This window comes from Methylovulum psychrotolerans (assembly GCF_002209385.1).
GTDB lineage: Bacteria > Pseudomonadota > Gammaproteobacteria > Methylococcales > Methylomonadaceae > Methylovulum > Methylovulum psychrotolerans.
On sequence record NZ_CP022129.1, the window covers coordinates 4,131,815 to 4,152,473 of the forward strand.

Below are 20,659 nucleotides of genomic sequence, written 5' to 3' on the forward strand. Positions count from 1 at the left end.
GAGGGTTTCCCTAATGACCGCATTTACCAACTATACCGAAAACCAAATCGCTGGCCATATTTTTGGCTCGGCTACGTTCGCTAAACCGACTGCCCTTTATATCGCCCTGTTCTCGGCGGTCACTGACGGTGAAGCAGGTTCGGTGACGGAAATTTCCGGCAACGGCTATGCCCGCGCCGCTTGCGCCCCTGGCGATAGCGATTGGACGCAACCTACGACCGACGGTACGGTCAGCAATGCCGTCACGATTTCTTTTCCTGCCGCCACGGGGGATTGGGGCGTAATTACGGCATGGGGCATTTTTGATGCCGCCACAGCGGGTCATTTGTTGGTCTACGCCAACTTGACCAACTCGCGTAACATCACCGCCGGCTCTACCCCTAGCTTTGCCGCTAACGCGTTGACAGTACAGATCGATAATTAAAAGCTAGGCCGCTTTAGGCCGGGCTTTTCGCCAGTACCCGCCGCCCGGGCAGATGGTTTTGTGCCGTTTGCTTGGGCGTTTGTGTGTTTGGGGGGTAGCTTTTATAGCCGTGGGACAAGCGAAAAAACGCTATAATGCCGACCATTATTATTTAATCCGCGCACGGGTTGCCGTGCCTTTGATACTTGACCATGAAACTGGACATCAGCATTCGGCATTTTGGCAAAATTAATACGGCAAGCTTAAAACTGCGCCCGTTTACGGTGATAGCAGGGCCGAATTCTTCGGGGAAGAGTTTTGCTACTAAGGCGTTGTATAGTTTTTTTAATGCGGTTAATAAGGATCATTTGGCGATTGGATTTTTTGATAGCTGCAATGAAATTATTATGGCAATACCCTCTCTTTCTCCTTTTTTGCCAAAATTCAGCCAAGCAGAACGTGTGGCTTTTGAAGATTTTTCCTTTCAACTCAATATGCTTGAAACAATAAAAGCAGACTCATTCGAAAGGCTGTCGTTTATGGCTCAGGTGACAAAGTATGCGTTGTTAAAGAAAGAGATTCATGCGCTATCTGTAACCTTGGACACCTTGGTATCTGTAGCAGATAACGATGCTCTTATGAAGGGATTGCTTGCTAATGTTGAGCCTCATATTAGTGAACTGAAAAAAATAGTCGAAAATCCTACCGAATATCTATTTTCTGCCATTAGCAACAGCTTTGCTAATGCCCTAAAAGACAATTTCCAAATCTCTAACCTAGCCGATTTAAAAAATTACCGTTCGGCGGCAGATGACCTTGCCCAGTTTGATTTTGCCCAGTTAGGTTCCGTTACCCTAAAAAAGGCGGCATTAACGGTAGCTTTAAACCCTGACAGCTTTGCTGAGTTTCGCCAGTTTAATACTATTGTCTATCTGGAGTCGCCAGTGTATTGGAAAATGGCGGCGGCATTGCAATCGGTAAGACAAGATAAGCGGCAATTGTCGATGTATGGTTGGCAAAAAATCAATTATCTAACAGGTGTGCCGAGGTATGTGTACGATCTATTGGATCAGTTAAGCCATAAACGCAAAATCAGCCATCCTATTGGTTTAGACCAAGACACGATTAACGCCGCCATTGGCGGGGAGATTAAGCTATCGGAATCCGGCGATTTTTATTTTCAGGAACACGGCTATGCTGACGGGGTTGGCCTGCATTCGACGGCTTTGGGTATCACGAATTTGGGGCTGATCTCGTTGCTGCTTAAGCGCGGTGTGCTGGGTGAAGGCAGTTGTTTGTTTATCGACGAACCGGAAGCCCATCTGCATCCTTCGTGGCAAAAAGTGATGGTCGAGGCGTTGTTTGAGCTCAGCACCAAAGGGGTTAATATCATCATCGCCAGCCATAGTATCGACATGATGAAGTGTATTGAAAATATCATGGAACGGGAGCAGGACAACTTAGATTTAGATGCGCATTTTGGCATTAACCAGTTATCCGCCGACGGTAATTCGGTGAATATGAGCGACAATGTCTTTAAGCGTATCGCGGCGATTAAGGAGGACTTGGGGCAGTCTTTTTATGAGATGTTTGTCGATAGCGCGTGGCTGGGCTGATGCGTCCGTTACAGGATTTTTTAGAAGCGATGGATCATGAATTCGCCGATCTCCCGCTACGCTTGGAGGTGTTGGCGTTGAAAGTGGATGGCGAGGGTATAAAAAAGCATTGTCAGCTCCATGCCTTAAAGTCGGTGGATTATATTTATCCTAGGGGTGATGGTTTTCCTTTGGTGGAGTTCAGCGATATTGCTCGGCAACAGCACCGTATTTTGAATGACATCGCGGGTATTAAAGCCTCCAATTTGGCTAAGGCTTTAAGGACGGATCTTATCAAAGCTAGGCATAAGGCGGTTAATCAAGAGCTGGTGGCTAAATATAAAGACACGTTGACGATTATCAGCCGCTTAAACCAGCATTGTGCTGATGTACCGGAAGATTTGCTTAACGGCCTGCATCATTATTATGTTGTGGTGGCACCGCTTCATGAGGAGATAGCGGCACCGGGCAGGCGGATTGAAATCATCAGGTTTTTAGACAATCTTGAAAGCAAAATCATCAACAGTATGCCTGAGCAACTGTTTGCCGGGGTTAGCGTGGTATTGATCCATGCGTTTGCTGAACAGCATTTGTAGGGTATAGCCGTTACAGGTTTGCGTATATTGTGATTCCCTTCTGCTAATGTATGACACACCAGACCGTGGTGAGGCATGTTTCTAATATGGACTTTAATGTCAGGCAAGGCAACCACCGTATTTTTGGTGGCGATAATCAAGAGGTTAAAAACTATAGCAGCTACCCTAACCTGACGTTCAGGGAGTTCCCTATCCGTTCTCTCAACCATTTCCGCAAGAAAATCACTAACGGCGGCAAGGCGATTGCTGAGGCGAAACAATAGGGCTTTAATAATGTCGGGGGAAGGCATTGGGAACTGATCTATAACCTGTATTTAAAAGAGGGCGAAGCGGGGCTGAGCAAGAAGTTTGCCGAGATTTTAAAACGAAACACCGGAGAAGCCATCGTGCAGGATGGCTTGCCTTTAAGTGAAGTCATTAACCAGCTTAATTGCGCGAGAAAAGCGGAATTGTTGGAGGTGTTGATCTGTTAGGAGCGTGCATAAAATTGAGTAGGCGTTCCATTGCATGGCTGCGTGTTAATCCCCCTCTTGCCAAGGGTCACTGCCATTAAGTTAAGGATTTATACTTTACATTTCAATAATGTAGAGATTAAATTAATCCGTTCGTGGTGAGCCCTTCGGCAAGCTCAGGAGAGCCCTGTCGAACCAAGTAGGATTAACCGCCCACCCTTCGACAGGCTCAGGGCGAACGGTTAATCCTACTTGGCGTTATACGAACAGATAACGTACTGATTAATAATACTAAATTCTTAACTTAATGGCAGTGTAGCCAAGGGTGACCCCTCCGGCTTCGCTCAGGAGGAGGGGGTTGCCGTACTTTCGCCTGTTCAACAGATTTTATTCATGCACATTCTTTAGAGCCTGCGGGGGTTTTTGTAGGGGGCGGTTTGCGCCAGACGCACCGTTATAGAGGCCGGCGTTAAGCAGGCAAAAACCCCTAGAAATGCCGCTTAATAATATTAACTATATGTTTCTTAAAAATTTTCAGGTAGAATTGCAAAAAATGTATTTTTTACCTGAAAAAATATGCAATTCATAGAGATAGACTCCAATTCAAATAAAATCAAAATCAATGCCATTCAATGTTATGAAGCCTGGCAAGATGCGCTGAACAAATGGCATCCTTACAAGGGCAGCATGATGTGGCGTAAGCTATCGGGCATTGATTACTTGATACACCAGACCGCCAAAAGACAAAATAGCCTAGGCCCCCGATCCGAAACAACAGAAGCCATCTATACCAACTTTCAAACCAGAAAAGCCGAACTGTCTGAGAGAATTAAAACACTCAAAACCAACCAAGCAAAACATGCCAGATTGTGTAAGGCGGTTTACGCAAACAGAGTGCCGCGTATGCTGGCCGACATTTCAAGGCGACTGTCTGACTTTCCGGTATTGGCTAATAAAACGCTGATTGTCGGCACCAGCGCCCTATACGCTTATGAAGCGGCGGCGGCGGTGTATGTTGAGCCAGACAGTGTAGCAACCGAAGATAGTGCTGTTTTGTGGGATACCAGAAAAAAAATAAGCATCGCGGCAGCAGAGCCAAGAGGTTTTATTGGCCTGCTCAAATCCGTTGACAAATCTTTTGAGGTAATGGGCGGCAATACAGCCAGGGCAGCCAATAAAGAGGGCTTTATTGTTGACCTTATCCAACCCGCCAGTAAAAAGGTGTTGTTTAGCACCTATTCTTCAATGGCGGATTTTCCTGAAGACTTAGTGGCCGTAGAGATAAAGGGCTTGGCGTGGTTAGTGTCGTGCCCGAAATTCACCGCCATCGGCATTGATGAGCAAGGCTTTCCTGTAGGACTTACCGTACCCGATCCAAGAGCTTTTGCACTGCACAAGCATTGGCTGTCTACAAGAGACGACAGGAATCCTGATAAGAAAAAACGCGATTTAGAACAGTCCATAGCCGTTTTTAAGCTGGTTAATGACAAACTGGCCTTTCTTGATTTTAGTGACGATGCGCTGAGGGCGATGCCGTTAGCGATAAGAAAGTCTATACTGATGTAAAATCTCAGGCAGAACCGCTTGCCTATGGTTGGCTTAGAGCGATAACTCTGTCAGCAAGTTTTTAACGTCAGAATAAGCAACTTAGCCGCTAAGCATTGGGCAAGTATTTAAATTGAATAAAAACAATAAGTTGCAATTAAATACAGTTCCCTCCCCTGATGGGGAGGGAACTGTCTTATGTCTAACATTAGGCAATACTTAGCCCGAACGGTATTGTTTTTTTACCTTTACTTTTTAATCCTGATTTACGTTGAGATATTGGATATTGATTTGAAGCTGTACGCCCCAATCTGAAGCATAAGGATTACTCTTATTATTCACAGTAAGAAGCGCCCCGCTTTCACTGCCAATCTTAGCTCCTTGAAATCTAACAGTACTCAAATCCGTTGAAAATTGCCGATTGGCCCGGATTACGGGGTCTGGGTTTGAGTCGGCAATCTTAGCGTTAACTTGATCAATCACATCCAGTATATTTTGCTTTGTTATCGTAAAAGAAATTTTTTGATAACCTCCTGTCTTATCAGGTGGTGGGAGGAGGGTTGCCTCATTAGTTAGGTGAAAAGTATTGTCAGGCGAGACGGTTATCCCTGGGAGATTACCGGTATTATCGAGCGAAGTCGAGAAATAAGCAGAAGAAACGCTTGTGCCTGTATAAGGCGCACCACTACGCGAATCCATCAGCCTTATTTGAATACCAAGAGGATAACGGACTTGATCCCCTCTTGTTTGCAAGAGATCAATCCACAAATTGGACTGAGTGAAACCGCTATTCTTAACGAAGAGCTGAGGTATTGCCATTTCAGATTCAACTGTTAATGCTTCTGTTGTCAGAGTTGAAGGATCAGAAAATAGCAAAGGAGCCATGTTGTCTTGATATAAGGGCCAAACGCCTTTAAGGTGATCAAAGCCTACGTCAGTATGAATCCCTCCTGCCGCTACTGGTACTTTAAGGTCACTAGGCAAAGATGAGGAATTCAATATCCAGCGAATAGCAGAAATATTTTTCATTCTTGGATCTATTGAAGTAGCATACACATAAGATTTCCCTATCATTTTATAAATATCAGTGGTGGGTAGTTGGTTGTCGGGAACAATGGCGTTGTTTCTCGCCATTGAGTATCCTGCGGAATCTATACCTAAACTGAATGTTTTAATATACGTTTTTTCGTAGTCAGAAATATCAGGCCCCATGCCAATGGCCTGCATATCAGCAGTAGGCTTTCCATCAGGAGTAGTAAATAGCCCAGTAGCTTGATCAATACCACAACCTGTAGTTGTAAATCCACCGTTTGTTGCCGGAGAAATAGTGGAGTCCCAAATAACCCAAGTGCCATTACGAAGAGAACAAAGGTGTTTAATCGCTTGGGTGTTAGGATTAACATTGAATCCGCCTGGGCTAAAAATAATTTTAGACGAAGTTGAATTGTCAAATGAAGCGGGGGTGATACTTAAAAGCGTACGAGTAGCATTGGCTTCACTAAAGGGAAGCGCTAATTCAAAGGCCCCCAAAAGAACAAGCGGTAAAATCCGAAGCCTAAAGAAAACGTTTTTTTTAGTCGTTAAGTTCATTTGTTCCTCGCAAATTAGTCAAAATACCCTACGGCTTTGCCGTAGGTGTGTCAATGTGAACCGCTCAAAGCGGGTAAAAATGCGTGCTACCTGCTGGTGGGTGGAGGCTGTGTTTTAAAACCAACTCAATTCGCTCGCCTTCTTCTTTCTTTAGAAGTGACGTTATGAAAAACTTGATCATCGAGTATTTGCCCGTGTCCTCGAAACACAAGATGAGTCAGGGGTAAAAGCACAGACTTGAGAGGGCTTTAAAATAACAAGCAAACTGGGTGGACACAAAACAGGTGCTTTAATATCTATACTCTGAACGGTCAAGTTTTCGGTTTTTACAATTCACCGTAGGGTACGCTATGCGTACCTTTTTCACTGATTTTATGAAAGTTTTTTAAAGGTACGCACAGCGTCACTGCCATTAAGTTAAGGATTTATGCTTTATATTTCAATAGTGTAGAGATTAAGAGCGTAGTGCGTTAATCCGTTCGTGGTGAGCCTGTCGAACCATGGACGGATTAACCGCCCACCCTTCGACAAGCTCAGGGTGAACGGCTAATCCTATCTTGTTGAAATTACAAGTACAATTTCTTAACTTAATGGCAGTGACGCACAGCGTACCCTACCCAAAAAAACCGAAAATTTGAACATTTGAAGTATATATTAATCACTAAACCACCTGCTGTAAAAATGTGGCTATTAAGTTATGTTTCTGTATACTTTCTGGGCAACTTGTGTTCAATAAAAAACTTATCGATTAATTGCTGTTGATAAGTGCATCAGGGAAGTCGGATTGATGGTATATAAATATTACTTAGTATCTGATTTCCAAGCAAGTTTTTTGTTGTTTTATCAGGAAAAATCCTTATTTTTTCCACCACGCTACCGAAAAAAGAATTAAAAACTCATCTTTTTACTATAAATGGATCACCATAATAATTAAACTATTTTTAATAAAATCCATTGAATTCAACTAACTGCAATTACTTGGGGAGAATAAAACGAGGCTATATAGGGGTTTTAAGGTCTTTTGTCTATTAATATACTTCAAACGGTCAAGTTTTCGGTTTTTAGGATTAACCGTTCGGCCTGAGCCTGTCGAAGGCTGGACCGTTCAGAGTATAAACATAGCGACCTTCAACCCCCATCATTCTGGCATACCCACGAGGCATAAAGGGATTGCCGAAATGATGGGTATTTTGTGTGTAAGCCATTTTGAGCAACTTATTTTTCAGTCTATTTGATGAAAAAAGTGTTGTTTAGATTCTCCCCACCCCAACCCTCCCCATCAGGGGAGGGGGCAGTGTCACCTTGTACTTTGCGTATTGGTGAGCCTAACGCCCTGTTGTGCCTGTATCCCTAAACCCATTAGAGCCATAATAATAAATAATTTGTCCGAAGCGGCTGTTGTGCGTTTCGAGAGGAAGTTAATAATGAGCCAGAAAAATAAAACCCATTCAGAAATTGTTGTTTTGCAAAGTGTGCCATCCCACCAGCAGTTGATGAAAACCAACCGATGGTTGCTGAGGGGGGTGTTTTTCCTTATGACGGTGATTTTTGTCACGGGCTTTTTGTTACTGCCCAGCAATGATTTTTTAACGGCTTATAAAAAAGTGACGGCGGATGATGGCACGGTAACGGCGGACAGTCCGCAGTTGTCGGCGGAAGTTAACGCGCTGAAAGGGCAAATGGTCGGTTTGGTCAGCGGCTCGATTGAAAGCAAGCTACGCTCTTTAGAAGAAAGCCTACGCGCCGGGGCGGTTCCCGCGTCTTTAGGGGCGTTGGAAGACATTAAAAACGATGTGCGGGTGTTGCGCACCTATTCGGGACCCGCCCAAGCTGCCCCTACTCCGGCGGCCAGCCTATCGAATGCGCAACTGATGCAGGAAATGTCGCAATTAAAGCGGCTGATTTATTGGACGCTGGCTTCCTGTAGCCTGATGATCGCCGCCGTGGCGGGCATCTGGATCAGAAACCTCAAAAAACTGCCGTTGCGGGAAAAGATTGTCCGGTATTTGAGCGGCAAGTAAGCTTAGGCTTAGGAACGTGCATAAAATTAAGTCGGCGTTCCATTACTCCTCAACGTGTTAAACCCCACCCCAGCCCTCCCCTTCGCAGGGGAGGGAGCAAATGGCTTCCCCGTCATACAGGCGAAAATCAGGGGGATAACGCCCCTCCCCCTGCCAAGGGGGAGGCTGGGAGGGGGTTGCCGTACTTTCGCCTGTTTAACAGATTTTATTTTATGCACGTTCCTAAGCTTAGGCTTAAGTCCCGACACAAAAAAGCCGCCCCAGGTTTGCACTTGGGGCGGCTTTTTTTCGGGCTAAAGAAAGGCCCGATTTAGGTCAACAGTACGCTTATTTGGTTTCCAAATATTTGTACAGTGCGTCAACCGCTTGGTCTTCGCCGTAACCGGCTTTAGCCACTGAAGGTTGTTTCATGATTTCTGCGATGGCTTTAGGCATACCGCCTTTGCCTTCTTTCAGAGTGGTTTCAAATTTAGCGCGGTCCAATTGGCCGGCTTTGATTAAAGCGGTCAGTTGTGGGTTAGAAGCGATGTCGTGGCAAGTGCCGCAACCACGGCCAAAAGCGCGTTCATAGATTTTTTTACCGACTTCGATTTGTTCGTCAGCAAATGCTTGGCCACTTAAAGCGATTAAAGCAATACCTGCGATTGTGATTAATGATTTTTTCATAATGACCTCTCTTGATGTTAAAAAAAGAACTGTATTGCTTTAATTTAAGTGTACAGTCCGACGCAAAGTTAAACCCGTAAAGAATATGGAATTTAGCCGAAAAATTCAATGCTTTTGTTGAATTTTTTCATTTTTGCCGCTAAAGCCGCGCATCACCTTTTAGGCGGCGGATAACGGTATCTAGCGGCGGCTTTATTTTCCACAACAAAAACAGGCTGATGCCATAAGGCTCCCCTTATACCGAATCATTATCGGCACTTTGGTGTGGCTTGTAAATAAGGGCTAGCCAGCCAATTGCAGGTCTTAATGGATAATCGGCTAATTTTCGTGGATAATGAAGCACTTTAATTTGATTTAACTGTGCAGTGTGGCGATGAAACAAAAGATAGAGGAACTGATCCGGCAGGCGCTTGAGAGCCTGAAAACTGAGGGTGTTTTGGCGCAGGACATTGCGCCGCAAATAGTGATAGAGCGCGCCCGTGATGCACAACACGGCGATTTTGCGTCTAACTTGGCCTTGATGCTGGCCAAACCCGCCAAAGCCAACCCACGACAATTGGCCGAGAAAATCATTGCCGCCCTACCCGCTGATGCGGCGATCACTAAAGTGGAGCTGGCAGGCCCTGGCTTTATCAATTTTTTTGTTAATCCAGATGCCCAGTATCAGATTATCCCGCGTATCAACGAACAGGGCGCGGCGTTTGGTTTAAGCCAAAGCGGGGCGGGTAAGAAAGTACAGGTGGAGTTTGTTTCCGCCAACCCCACCGGCCCTTTGCATGTCGGCCACGGGCGCGGCGCGGCGTATGGTTCGGTGCTGGCGGACTTGTTGGCGGCGGTGGGCTTTGAGGTGCACCGGGAGTATTATGTCAACGATGCGGGCCGGCAAATGGACATTTTGGCGACCAGTATCTGGTTGCGCTATTTGGAAGAATGCGGCGAAGTGTTGCCGTTTCCGAGCAACGCCTATCGCGGCGATTATGTCCGCGACATTGCACGGGGCATCCACCAAAATGCAGGCAACGACTACCGCCGTCCGGCGGCGTTGGTGCAGGAAAGCATTCCGCCCGACGAGCCGCAAGGCGGTGATAAGGAAGTCCATATTGATGCCCTGATCGCGCGGGCAAAAATGTTGCTGGGCAGCAAACTGTACCGGGATTTTTTCCAAATCGGCCTGAACGACATTTTAGGCGACATTAAGGACGATTTGCACGAGTTTGGCGTCGATTATCAGCAATGGTTCTCAGAACGGCAGTTAATGGATGACGGCTCGGTGGAAAAGGCCTTGGCGCAGTTGCGGGCGGGCGGGCATTTGTACGAGCAAGACGGGGCGATATGGTTTGCGTCCAGCCAATTGGGCGACGAAAAAGACCGGGTGGTGGTGCGCGAAAACGGCCAGTACACGTATTTTGCCTCCGACATTGCCTACCACCACCACAAACTGGCGCGGGGTTTCGACCAGATTATTGATATTTGGGGTGCCGACCATCACGGTTATATCCCACGCGTACGCGCGGCGATACAGGCTTTGGGTGCGGATGCCGAGAAGCTGAAAGTGCTGCTGGTGCAGTTTGCGACCTTGTACCGGGGCGAAGAAAAGGTACAGATGTCGACCCGTTCCGGCGAGTTTGTCACCTTGCGGCAATTGCGTAACGAAGTCGGCAAGGATGCGGCGCGGTTTTTTTATGTAATGCGCCGCTCCGAGCAGCACATGGATTTCGATTTGCAGTTGGCGACTTCCAGAACCAATGAAAATCCGGTGTTTTATGTCCAGTACGCCCATGCGCGGGTATGCAGCGTGTTACGGCAATTGGATGAAAAAGGTTGGTCGCGCGATATTGATTTGGGCATGGCGAACTTGCCGCTGTTGGCGGAAAGTCATGAGTTGGCCTTGTTGGCAACCTTGGGCCGTTATCCCGAAGTCTTGGAAAAGGCGGCAGCACAGTATGAACCGCACCAAGTGGTGCTATACTTGCGTGAGTTGGCAACTGAATTGCATACTTATTATAACGCCCACCAATTTTTGGTTGACGATGCACCGCTGCGCAATGCGCGGCTGAATCTGGTTTGCGCCGTCAAGCAAGTGTTGGCAAACGGCCTAAACCTATTAAACATTAACACGCCTGAAGTTATGTGATGTATGGCTAAAGATTACAAACACCGGGGTACCATCAAAAAGAAAAGCCCGTCTTCCAAACGGGTTATTACCCGCTGGCAAGGGCTGTTGGTTGGGGCTTTGGTGTTTGCTTTCATTGCCTTTTTGGCCTACCTAAAACTCACCTCCCCAAAAGAGCCGCCGCCGTCTTATGTGGCGGGTAACAACACGGCAGCGGGTACGGGCACTACGGCCACAGCTACCGACCCTAAAAAAGGTACGGCAGCGGCGGTGCCTGAGACCAAAGAACCGCCCAAGCCTAAGCCCCCGCATTTTGAGTTTTACACCGTCTTGCCCGATAAGGAAGTGGTGGTGCCCGATTATGAGCTAAAAACCCGTGTCCGTGAAGAGCGTATCGGTAAGGCAAAAGATGCCAAGTATGTCATGCAGGTGGGTTCGTTCCAAACCTTTAAGGAAGCCGACCAACTCCGCGCCAAGCTGGCCTTAATGGGCATCGCCTCGAAAGTAGATAAGGCGAAAATCGACGGCGTGACCACCCACCGTGTCAAGTTAGGGCCTTTCACGCAGATGAAGAGCGTCAACGACATCCGTTTGCGCCTAAAAACCATGGGCGCGAATGTCATCGTCACCGAAATGGCCCCGACCAAACCTGTGGTGCAGACCCCGCAACGCCGTAGCCAGTAGGGTTTAAGTAGATGGCCAGCTATCCGTTATAAGAACCGTCACCCGTTGCGCGGCACAGAGTGGAGTGCAATGTTCTTTAGCCATTGCACGATGGCCTAACCGGATAGGTCAACCTGTCTTCCGGCGTTAAGGAAGGCGCATGAAATTAAGTGGGCGTTCCATTATATCTCTGCGTGTTAAACCCCACCCCAGCCCTCCCCTTGGCAGGGGAGGGAGCAAATGACTTTCCCGTCATACAGGCGAAAATCAAGGGGAAAACGCCCCTCCCCCTGACAAGGGGAAGCCCTTCGGCTTCGCTCAGGAGGGAGGGAGTTGCCGTACTTTTGCCTGTTCAACAGATTTTTTTTATGCACGTTCCTAAGTAAGCAATTTAGGCCATCGTGCAAAGGCTAAAGACCTTTGCACTCCAAGCTTGCGTAGTATTTCAGTACAGGATATACCTTTAACAGTGCGGCACGCGTAACATGCCACAGCCGTGCCGTTAAAAAACCTCTAGCCCTCAAAATAATAATTAAAGAGACGCAACTATGAAAGAGACCCTGTTAACCCTCTGGCAAGATGTCTGGCCTAACATAAAAGCTTCCCAGCCGTTACCGACGGGCGAGGGGGTGATCGACGAAAGCGCGTTCAGTACCCTAGAAGTCGATAAAGTGTTCGATGCCGTCAACTACGCCACCACCACCGCCGGGCAAGCCGTGCTGTACCGCTCGCTCACCCAACCCTCAGACTCGCTAGAAGTGCTGCACGCCAAGCAGGCAGCGGTGCAGGAACTGGGCGACAAGCCGCATCTGGCGGCAGCCCTGACCGCGCTGATTGACCACGCGGCCCAGCAAGAAGGCCATTTTTACCGCCTGCTGTTCGGCAATTTCCTCGGCTCGTTCACTACGGCGCGGGAAGCCCACGAGATCGAAGGTTATGGCTATGCGCAATACAAAAAAGGCGTACAGTTTCTGCTTGATGCGGTCGACCACGTCCAGGCTATTGAAAAGCCTGACAGCGCGTACTTGCAAGAACTGTTCGCCACCATCAGCAACTTCGCCGACACCCGCTCCTATTCGCTGATGAAGGGGCCTGTGTACCTGACCGAGCGCGGCATCCAATGCCGCGAAGAGCGGCGCGGTTCGCTGTTGCCTGCGGTGGTGTTTGTGCCGCGTATCCTTAAGCCTTTATTGCTGGTGACGGTGTTTGCCCTGTACTGGCTGATCAGCACTTTTGCCCCGGCTGATATGCGCGTGGAATTGCCCGATCAGGTGGTGTTTTTGTCACCGTTGCTGCTATTGTATTTTCCGATTATCGGCGGCTTTGACCGCGACAAGGCCATTGTGCCGTTGCGCGGCATTTACCGCAGTTCCGCCGCCGTCGGCGAAACCTTAGACGCGCTGGGGCAGTTGGATGAACTGTTGTCGTTCTTAAAATTTGCCGAGCATTTTGGCCACAATGTGGTCCTACCCAGCTTGATCGACAGCCCACACCACCGGATGAACCTGACCGAGGCCAGAAATCCGGTGTTAAGCAAAGCCTACAATGATTATGTCGGCAATGATTTGGCTTTAGACGACGAAAAACTGTTGCTGGTCACAGGACCTAACAGCGGCGGCAAAACCGCCTTTTGCAAGACCATCACCCAAATCCAATTGCTGGCGCAGATTGGCTGTTTTGTCCCTGCCAAAACCGCCACCCTGACGGTAGCCGACCGGATTTTCTACCAAGTGCCGGAAATTAGCCATTTGAATGACGGCGAAGGCCGCTTCGGTACGGAACTAAAACGCACCAAGGACATCTTTTTGGCGACCACCGCGAAAAGCTTGGTGGTGCTTGATGAATTATCGGAAGGCACCACGTTTGAAGAAAAAATGGAATCCTCCACCAATGTCCTCGACGGTTTTTACCGCAAGGGCAACAGCACGGTATTGATTACCCATAACCACCAATTGGTCGACCACTTCGTTAAGAAAAGGATAGGGATGCCCAAACAAGTCGAATTTGCCAATGACGCACCGACCTATCGGCTGGTGGAAGGCATTTCCCGCGTCAGCCATGCCGACCGGGTCGCCAAGAAAATCGGCTTTTCTAAAGAAGACATCGACAATTATTTAGCAGAGACAAAATGATGATAGGTACGCCATTAACCCCCAACGCCACCCGCGCCTTGCTTTTGGGCAGTGGCGAGTTGGGCAAAGAACTGACTATCGCCCTGCAACGTTACGGGGTCGAGGTCATTGCCGTTGACCGCTATGCCAATGCCCCCGCCCAGCAAGTCGCACACCGCAGCCATGTCATTGATATGACCGACGCGGTGGCGGTTAAGCAACTGATTGCCTTGGAGCGGCCGCATTTTATCATCCCAGAAATTGAGGCGATTGCCACGGCGGCACTGGCGGAGATTGAGGCGGAAGGGCTTTGCACCATCGTCCCGAACGCCCGCGCCATCCAATTGACCATGAACCGCGAGGGCATCCGCGCCTTAGCCGCCGAAGAGCTGGATATCGCCACGTCGGCTTATGCCTTCGCCGAATCGTTTGACGAACTGCAAGCGGCGGTCGACGGCGGTATCGGCTACCCCTGCTTTATCAAACCGACCATGTCTTCGTCCGGCAAAGGCCAGTCTATGGTCAAATCCGCCGAACAATTGCGCCCCGCTTGGGATACCGCCAAAGCCAGTGGCCGCGTCGATACGGGCAAGGTGATTGTCGAAGCGAAAATTGAGTTTGATTTTGAGATTACCCTGCTCACCGTCCGTGCCCTCAATGCCCAAGGCGAAATAGAAACCCATTTTTGCGAGCCTATCGGCCACCGCCAAGAGCAAGGCGATTACCGCGAAAGCTGGCAACCGCAAGCCATGACCGCCGCCGCATTGGCTAATGCCCAAGCGATAGCCTTAAAAATCTGCGCCGCCTTAGGCGGCTTAGGGCTGTTTGGGGTCGAGCTGTTTGTGCAGGGCGATACCGTATGGTTTAGCGAGGTCAGCCCTAGGCCGCACGACACGGGCATGGTGACAATGGTAACGCAACGCCAAACCGAATTTGACCTGCACGCCCGCGCCATTTTAGGCTTGCCGGTTAATCCCGCCCTGCAAAACATCGGTGCTAGTGCGGTAATTCTTGGCGGAGTGGATGCCGAGGGTGTAGTCTATGCCGGTCTTGCCCAAGCCTTGGCTGTACCCGATAGCGACATCCGCCTGTTCGGTAAGCCGGTCGCCTATAGCCATCGGCGTATGGGCGTAGCCTTAGCCACCGGGACAAGTATAGAAGCCGCGCGTAGCAAAGCCGTACAAGCGGCGCAATTAATCGTGATTAAAACTGCCTAAAGGTATTCTTATGGTAAAAAAACTGTTTATTGTATTCATCTTGAGCCTCACCCAAGAGGCTGGTGCTGATATTTATAAATATGTCGATAGCGACGGACACACTTATTATACTGACGAGCCGAAAGGCGGTATGTATAAACGGATTATTAAATCTAAAGCCGAACGGCGGTCACGCAATTATTTTACCAACGTCTACCTTAGCGCCAATACTAATACCAGCCCCAGGATAGGCCGTTATAACGAAGCCAATAAGCAACGCTTTGCCGACCTGATCGAACAGGCGGCGGCCAAACACCAAGTTGACGCTAAGCTAGTCCATGCCGTTATCCAAACCGAATCGGCTTATAATGCCGATGCCGTATCACCGAAAGGGGCGGTCGGGCTAATGCAGTTAATGCCCGCCACCGCACGGCGGTTTGGGGTGATGGACAGTTCCGCCCCCGAACAAAACATCGATGGCGGCACCCGCTATCTCAAGCATCTGATCACGATGTTTGAACCCAATATCGACCTGGCCGTCGCCGCCTATAACGCCGGCGAAAACGCCGTCATCAGACACAACAACTCCATCCCCCCTTACCCAGAAACCCAAAACTATGTCCGGCAAGTGCTGGCTTTGTATAACCGCTAAGGGGCGGATAAACGCCATTGTTTGATAATAGCGCTCCCTTCGGCTTCGCTCAGGGAGCAGGATACCTCACATTCCCTGAGCAAAGCCGATATGCCAACCATTAAAAACCTTATCTTTGACCTAGGCGGTGTGGTCATTAACCTTGATATACCCCGCACTATCCGCGCGTTTGAAGCCTTGGGCATTGCCGAGTTTGCCCAGGTGTTCAGCCAATTGGCGCAAACTCCGTTGTTTGACCAATTCGATAAGGGGCTGATCAGCGAAGATGATTTTTTCGCCACCCTTAAAAGCGACTTTCACTTACCCCAGCCCATTGCCGAATTGGAGCGGGCTTGGAACGCCATGTTGCTGGATTTTCCCGGCCACCGCTTAGCGCAACTGACGGTTTACAAACAACATTACCGGACGTTTCTGTTAAGCAACACCAACACCACCCACATCCGCACCTTTGAAAAAACCTTAGCCGACCATCATGCGGTGGCGAACTTGCAACCGTTTTTCCATAAAGTCTACTATTCTTGCGACGTGAAGTTGCGCAAGCCCGACCCGGACATTTTTCAGTTGGTCTTAGAGGAAAACGGCCTCAAACCTGAGGAAACAATCTTTATTGACGATACCTTAGGCCATGTGCAAGGGGCGCAGGCGGTCGGCCTCCATGCCCTACACTTACCCAAGGGGCAAGAATTTAAAAACCTGTTAGATAAGGTCTTGGTATAAATACCTATAGGCTAAAATCCTCCAAAGCCTTACACTATCCCACCATTACTAGGCCGGCAGTATTTGCCATCCATCCGCATTGATCACGATAAACTAGAGGGAAACATTTTATGGGGCGTTTATTATCTCAGCCAAGCCGTCTTAGCGCAGGTCTGGTTATGGCCGTAACCCTGCTATTGGGCGCTTGCGCGACCGAATCACATAAGGCATTAGTGCCAGAGACGGTCACGACTTACCAACGCCCTTATTTTGGCGAAAAGCAAGTCTTGGTGGTCGGCAAATTCCAGAACCGCTCGACCTATATGCGCGGCATTTTTTCCGATGGGGTTGACCAGTTAGGTAATCAGGCCAAGACGATCTTAAAAACCCATTTGCAACAGTCGGGGCGTTTTGATGTGGTTGACCGGGAAAATATGGACGAAATTGCCCAAGAAGCCAAGTTTCGCGGCGCGGGGCAACAGCTTCAAGGTGCCCAAGTGGTGTTGACTGGCGATGTCACCGAATTTGGCCGCCGTACCACGGGCGATACGCAACTGTTCGGGATACTCGGCTACGGTAAAAGCCAAACCGCTTATGCTAAAGTCGCCTTAAACGTGGTCGATGTCAAAACCTCGCGCATCCTGTATTCGGCACAAGGCGCGGGCGAATATGAGCTGAGCAGCCGGGAAATTATCGGCTTCGGTTCGGACGCGGGGTATGATGCAACCTTGAACGGTAAAGTCATCAATTTGGCGATTATGGAAGCCGTCCAGCATTTGGTGGCGGGGCTGGAGCAAGGTGCGTGGAAACCGTCACTATGAAGCAAGCGCTAAAAGCCGGATTAGTGGCAGGTGGTCTGATAATGGCAGGCTGTGCGCCTAAACCCCTGTACTATTGGGGTGAATATGAAGGGCTGATTTATACTATGTATAACAAACCCGGCTCGGCGGAACCCGACACCCAAGTCGTAAAATTACAGGAAGACCTCGCCAACGCCAAGGCGGCGGGGCTAAAAGTGCCGCCGGGCTTACATGCCCATCTAGGCTATATGTATTTTTTGCAGGGCAATACCCAAGCCGCGCTGACCGAGTTTAGCTCGGAAAAAGTGCTGTTTCCTGAATCGGTAACTTTTATCGATGGCATGATAGGGAGGTTAAAAAAATGAAGCCCGTCAAGTACCCTTTAAACGTGGCACTGCTCAGCGCGGTTATGGCGGTTGCAGGCTGCGCGACACCGCCAGGTACCGATTATGTGGCGTTCCGCAATCACCGCCCCCGCTCCATTTTGGTCTTGCCGCCCTTAAATAAGACCACTAACGTTAATGCCCCTTATACTGACTTATCGACCATTACCCAACCGTTAGCCGAGTGCGGCTATTATGTGTTTCCGGTGGCGGTGGTGGATGCGTATTTGAAGGAAAACGGCCTGCCTTACCCTGATGAGATGCACGGGGTCGCTTTGGATAAGATCAGAAGCATCATCGGTGCGGATGCCGTCCTGTATATTATGATTGAAGAATGGGGGCAAAAATATATCGCCATCCAATCGATGACAGTCATTACCGCCCATGCCAAGCTGGTGGATACCGCGACCGGGCAAATGCTTTGGCAGGGCAAACAAGAAGCCAGCCAAGGCTCCGGCGGTGCTGACCCTATCGCCATGCTGGTGTCCGCCGCCGTGCAGCAAATCATGAGTTCAATGGTGGATTATACCCATCAGCTATCGGTGCTGGCCAATAACAGCATGATTTACGATAGCAACAAGGGCTTTATCGCCGGGCCTTACAGCCCGCCCGGTACGGCAGGCCGTTGTAAGCCTTAAAAGCTAAGGGATAAGCCCGCTCAGCCGCTCACCGACACGGTAAAGCCTAGTTGGCGGATCTCTTCGGCAAACGCTGCCAATTCTTCAACCGGCAGCTTGGCCAACTGTGCCGCTTCCGGTTGCGCCGATGGTCTGGCAATGGTGTAGAGCATAATCTGCCGGACATTACAGTGGTCTTTCAGTTGCCTTAACATCGCCAGATACGCCTGCTTTTCGCTCTCCGGCAAGCCGCGTCCGGCAAAATCGAACAGGCAGGTTTGCAGCTTGGTCTTACAGAGCTGGCTGGCGGTCAGGACATTTTGCACCGCCGCCTGACAGCTTTGGCCAGAATTATTGACCAACAGCCGCCCCGCTTCGGTGGCGCTGTCAAACTTAAACCACACTTGCCCGTGATACGCGTTCAGCACCCGCAAGCCTTCCTGCACCCTAGGTTGGTGCAACAGGCTGCCGTTGGTGATCAGCACATAATCGCTGGCCGGAAATACCCCCGCCTCAGTGGCGATTTGCCCGATCAGCCCGACCGCCCGCGCGAACGCCTTCAGCGTCGTCGGCTCGCCATTACCCGCAATGGCAATATCCTTAATCACCCGCTTATCGGCATCGACTTCAAAACGGTCATAAAAATCCCCGTGCAGGACATCCGCCAAAAACTGCCGCAATTCTGCCGCCAATAAGGCAAAGTCAATGGCCGGAGCCGCGCCCAGGGTCAGATTAGGCACTTGGCAATAGACGCACCGCCAATTGCAGGTATTGTTGGTGTTAAAGTTAATCCCGATAGACAATCCGCCCGCCCGTCTGGACAGCACCGGGTAGATATAGGTCAGGCCGATAATATCGGCACGATGGCTATTGACTGATAATTTTGAACCCATGAATTCCGCTTAAATAGTGAGGCCTTAACCCTACTATTCTACGGCTTTCTGGGGATTTTATATGCTTTTTTCTGCGCCTAAACGGCTGGGAGTGACAAATGTTCACATACTTGCCTAGTTGGGCGTAACGTTCACTGGTTTAAGCGGTTTGCCCAGCTTTTTTTAAGTTATGGTTTTTTTCCTAACATTTTCATAAACTGCCCCGCCAACGGGTTGCGGGTCACAAATAACGCCACTACCCACGATAGCGCAAAACTGCCGCCCGCTAAGGCCAGCAAGCCAACCGTGGGCAGGCCCTGCACTTCCAGATAATGTTTGATGGCAAACGGGAGGGCTAAAGCTAGCGCAGCCATAATCAAATTAGCGGCGAATATCCGTCCTAACAGCCGCCAGGCATTCAGTTGGATTAAATAACGGAGTACGGGCAGATAGATGAACAAACCCACTCCAAAGGTAACGGTTTGCGCCCAGGCGACCATGCTTAACGACATAAAAGCAGCAGGCAGGGTAACGCCGATACGGAAACATTGGATAAACAGTTGTATCCTTAACAGCAAACCCGGCTTACCGATGGCGTTGATAGTATTGGGGGCAAACGCAGTGATGGCGTACAGGCAACCGCCTAAGGCCAAGATTCTGATCAGTTCCGCCGAAGCTAACCATTGGCTACCGAACATAATTAAGATAATTTCTTCGGCGTATAAGGCCATAAAACCGAAAAACGGGAAAGCGAACGCGGTGATGTAGACGGTGGAATCGGCATAAGCGGAATTAATCGGCAACGCATCCCGATGGCGTTGGGCTATTGCCGGAAAATACACTTTCGTGATCGCGCCAAGAAATTGGTGCGAGAACATTTCCGTCAAGGTTTGCGCCTTGCTGAACAACGCGACGCTGGCAAAGCCTAAGGTTTTGCCTATCATCAGCTCGGCGGCATTATTGCCGATTTGCGCCACGATATTGGTCAGACTGGCTTTGCCGCCAAACGCGAGGATATGCAAGCTACCTTTTAGGCTAGGCAATACGAAGGAATAACGGGGCCGCAAACCAGTCGCCATGACCGCCGCCAAGCTGATATTGGCTAATGACCCCCAGACCAAACTCATATAGCCATAGCCATGGTAGGCCAAATAAATTGACAGTCCAGACGACAATAAGGTCGGGATCAAGTTAATATAAAACAGCAGATGGAATTTCATTTCCCGCATCAGCAACGGGAAGACTGTCGAGCTAAAGGGGATAACCAGAAAGTTAATGCACATCCAGCCCAAAATCTCTGCCAAAGCGGGTTCATGGTAAAATCCGGCAATGGCGTAACGGGCAAAATACAGGGCGGCGGCAAGGCTCCACGCGGTCAAAATGGCAATGCCGAACACCGCCTTCATATCCTGTTTGGTCAACTCCTTCGCGTGTACCATATAAGCCCCGACCCCAAAATCACGCAGCATGTGCGCTATCGCTAACGCGGCCATGCCGATGGAAAACTTGCCGATTTCGCTGGGGGTCAGTAATCTGGCAATAATCATGCTGGATGCTATCTGGATCAGCATACACAGATAGCTTTCCGCCAGAGAGTAAATTAACGACTTATTGATGCTGTTCAAAATGGGTTTTCGGGGTGAGGTTAATAACTGATATTACGCAGTCACTTTTTCGATATTGAAAAA

At 49.2% G+C, this 20,659-nt stretch carries 19 protein-coding genes; 15 read left to right on the forward strand and 4 right to left on the reverse strand.

Annotation, left to right across the window (positions count from 1 at the left end; genetic code table 11):
• Window positions 1–13: 13 nt before the first annotated feature.
• The 5 genes from CEK71_RS18605 to CEK71_RS18620 all read left to right on the forward strand — a co-directional run bounded on the left by CEK71_RS18605 (window position 14) and on the right by CEK71_RS18620 (window position 4,612).
• Window positions 14–424 carry a phage tail fiber protein gene (locus tag CEK71_RS18605; RefSeq protein WP_088620785.1) on the forward strand — a complete coding sequence of 137 codons (411 nt, stop codon included), beginning with the start codon at window positions 14–16 and terminating at the stop codon, window positions 422–424.
• A gap of 518 nt (window positions 425–942) precedes the next feature.
• Window positions 943–2,019: an AAA family ATPase gene (locus tag CEK71_RS18610; RefSeq protein ID WP_198328321.1), complete on the forward strand. Its 1,077-nt coding sequence runs from the start codon at window positions 943–945 to the stop codon at window positions 2,017–2,019.
• Window positions 2,019–2,594, forward strand: coding sequence for a hypothetical protein (locus tag CEK71_RS18615; protein WP_088620787.1), 576 nt, complete (start codon window positions 2,019–2,021; stop codon window positions 2,592–2,594). Before CEK71_RS18610 ends, CEK71_RS18615 begins: the two co-directional genes overlap by 1 nt.
• Before the next feature lie 50 nt (window positions 2,595–2,644).
• On the forward strand, window positions 2,645–2,857 hold the full coding sequence (locus CEK71_RS22820) for a hypothetical protein (protein WP_157679410.1): 213 nt from the start codon (window positions 2,645–2,647) through the stop codon (window positions 2,855–2,857).
• 765 nt (window positions 2,858–3,622) lie between these two features.
• A complete protein-coding gene (locus tag CEK71_RS18620; RefSeq protein ID WP_088620788.1) occupies window positions 3,623–4,612 on the forward strand; it encodes a GSU2403 family nucleotidyltransferase fold protein in 990 nt (329 codons plus the stop codon).
• 234 nt (window positions 4,613–4,846) lie between these two features.
• Here the strand turns inward: CEK71_RS18620 and CEK71_RS18625 are convergent, their stop codons facing one another.
• The gene (locus tag CEK71_RS18625; protein WP_088620789.1) at window positions 4,847–6,181 is read right to left on the reverse strand and encodes a hypothetical protein; all 1,335 of its coding nucleotides are present in this window, start codon (window positions 6,179–6,181) and stop codon (window positions 4,847–4,849) included.
• A gap of 1,424 nt (window positions 6,182–7,605) precedes the next feature.
• On the opposite strand from CEK71_RS18625, the gene CEK71_RS18630 reads away from it, so the two are divergent.
• On the forward strand, window positions 7,606–8,202 hold the full coding sequence (locus CEK71_RS18630; protein ID WP_088620790.1) for a hypothetical protein: 597 nt from the start codon (window positions 7,606–7,608) through the stop codon (window positions 8,200–8,202).
• Window positions 8,203–8,529: 327 nt separating this feature from the next.
• Here the strand turns inward: CEK71_RS18630 and CEK71_RS18635 are convergent, their stop codons facing one another.
• Entirely contained in the window at window positions 8,530–8,868 is a 339-nt protein-coding gene (locus CEK71_RS18635; protein ID WP_088620791.1) for a c-type cytochrome, read from the reverse strand.
• A gap of 373 nt (window positions 8,869–9,241) precedes the next feature.
• Here CEK71_RS18635 and argS point away from each other — a divergent pair, with 373 nt between their 5' ends.
• From argS to CEK71_RS18680, 9 genes are all read left to right on the forward strand, one after another.
• Window positions 9,242–11,002, forward strand: coding sequence for an arginine--tRNA ligase (gene argS / locus CEK71_RS18640; RefSeq protein WP_088620792.1), 1,761 nt, complete (start codon window positions 9,242–9,244; stop codon window positions 11,000–11,002).
• Between the two features lie 3 nt (window positions 11,003–11,005).
• On the forward strand, window positions 11,006–11,665 hold the full coding sequence (locus CEK71_RS18645) for an SPOR domain-containing protein (protein WP_088620793.1): 660 nt from the start codon (window positions 11,006–11,008) through the stop codon (window positions 11,663–11,665).
• Between the two features lie 527 nt (window positions 11,666–12,192).
• Window positions 12,193–13,776 (forward strand): MutS-related protein, encoded by a 1,584-nt coding sequence (locus CEK71_RS18650; protein WP_088620794.1) that lies wholly within the window; start codon window positions 12,193–12,195, stop codon window positions 13,774–13,776.
• A complete protein-coding gene (gene purT / locus CEK71_RS18655; RefSeq protein ID WP_088620795.1) occupies window positions 13,773–14,972 on the forward strand; it encodes a formate-dependent phosphoribosylglycinamide formyltransferase in 1,200 nt (399 codons plus the stop codon). The genes CEK71_RS18650 and purT overlap by 4 nt, the downstream gene beginning before the upstream one ends.
• A 10-nt stretch (window positions 14,973–14,982) precedes the next feature.
• Window positions 14,983–15,603 (forward strand): lytic transglycosylase domain-containing protein, encoded by a 621-nt coding sequence (locus tag CEK71_RS18660; RefSeq protein ID WP_088620796.1) that lies wholly within the window; start codon window positions 14,983–14,985, stop codon window positions 15,601–15,603.
• Window positions 15,604–15,693: 90 nt separating this feature from the next.
• Window positions 15,694–16,320, forward strand: a complete 627-nt coding sequence (locus tag CEK71_RS18665) for an HAD family hydrolase (RefSeq protein WP_088620797.1) — start codon at window positions 15,694–15,696, stop codon at window positions 16,318–16,320.
• A 158-nt stretch (window positions 16,321–16,478) separates the two neighbouring features.
• Complete coding sequence (locus CEK71_RS18670) at window positions 16,479–17,120, forward strand: CsgG/HfaB family protein (protein WP_232463688.1); 642 nt, start codon at window positions 16,479–16,481, stop codon at window positions 17,118–17,120.
• Window positions 17,117–17,464 (forward strand): DUF4810 domain-containing protein, encoded by a 348-nt coding sequence (locus CEK71_RS18675; protein ID WP_088620799.1) that lies wholly within the window; start codon window positions 17,117–17,119, stop codon window positions 17,462–17,464. The genes CEK71_RS18670 and CEK71_RS18675 overlap by 4 nt, the downstream gene beginning before the upstream one ends.
• The gene (locus CEK71_RS18680; protein ID WP_088620800.1) at window positions 17,461–18,120 is read left to right on the forward strand and encodes a DUF799 domain-containing protein; all 660 of its coding nucleotides are present in this window, start codon (window positions 17,461–17,463) and stop codon (window positions 18,118–18,120) included. The genes CEK71_RS18675 and CEK71_RS18680 overlap by 4 nt, the downstream gene beginning before the upstream one ends.
• A gap of 20 nt (window positions 18,121–18,140) precedes the next feature.
• On the opposite strand, the gene CEK71_RS18685 is transcribed toward CEK71_RS18680, so the two are convergent.
• A complete protein-coding gene (locus CEK71_RS18685; protein ID WP_088620801.1) occupies window positions 18,141–18,992 on the reverse strand; it encodes a radical SAM protein in 852 nt (283 codons plus the stop codon).
• A 167-nt stretch (window positions 18,993–19,159) separates the two neighbouring features.
• A complete protein-coding gene (locus tag CEK71_RS18690; RefSeq protein ID WP_157679412.1) occupies window positions 19,160–20,596 on the reverse strand; it encodes a lipopolysaccharide biosynthesis protein in 1,437 nt (478 codons plus the stop codon).
• Window positions 20,597–20,659: the final 63 nt, after the last annotated feature.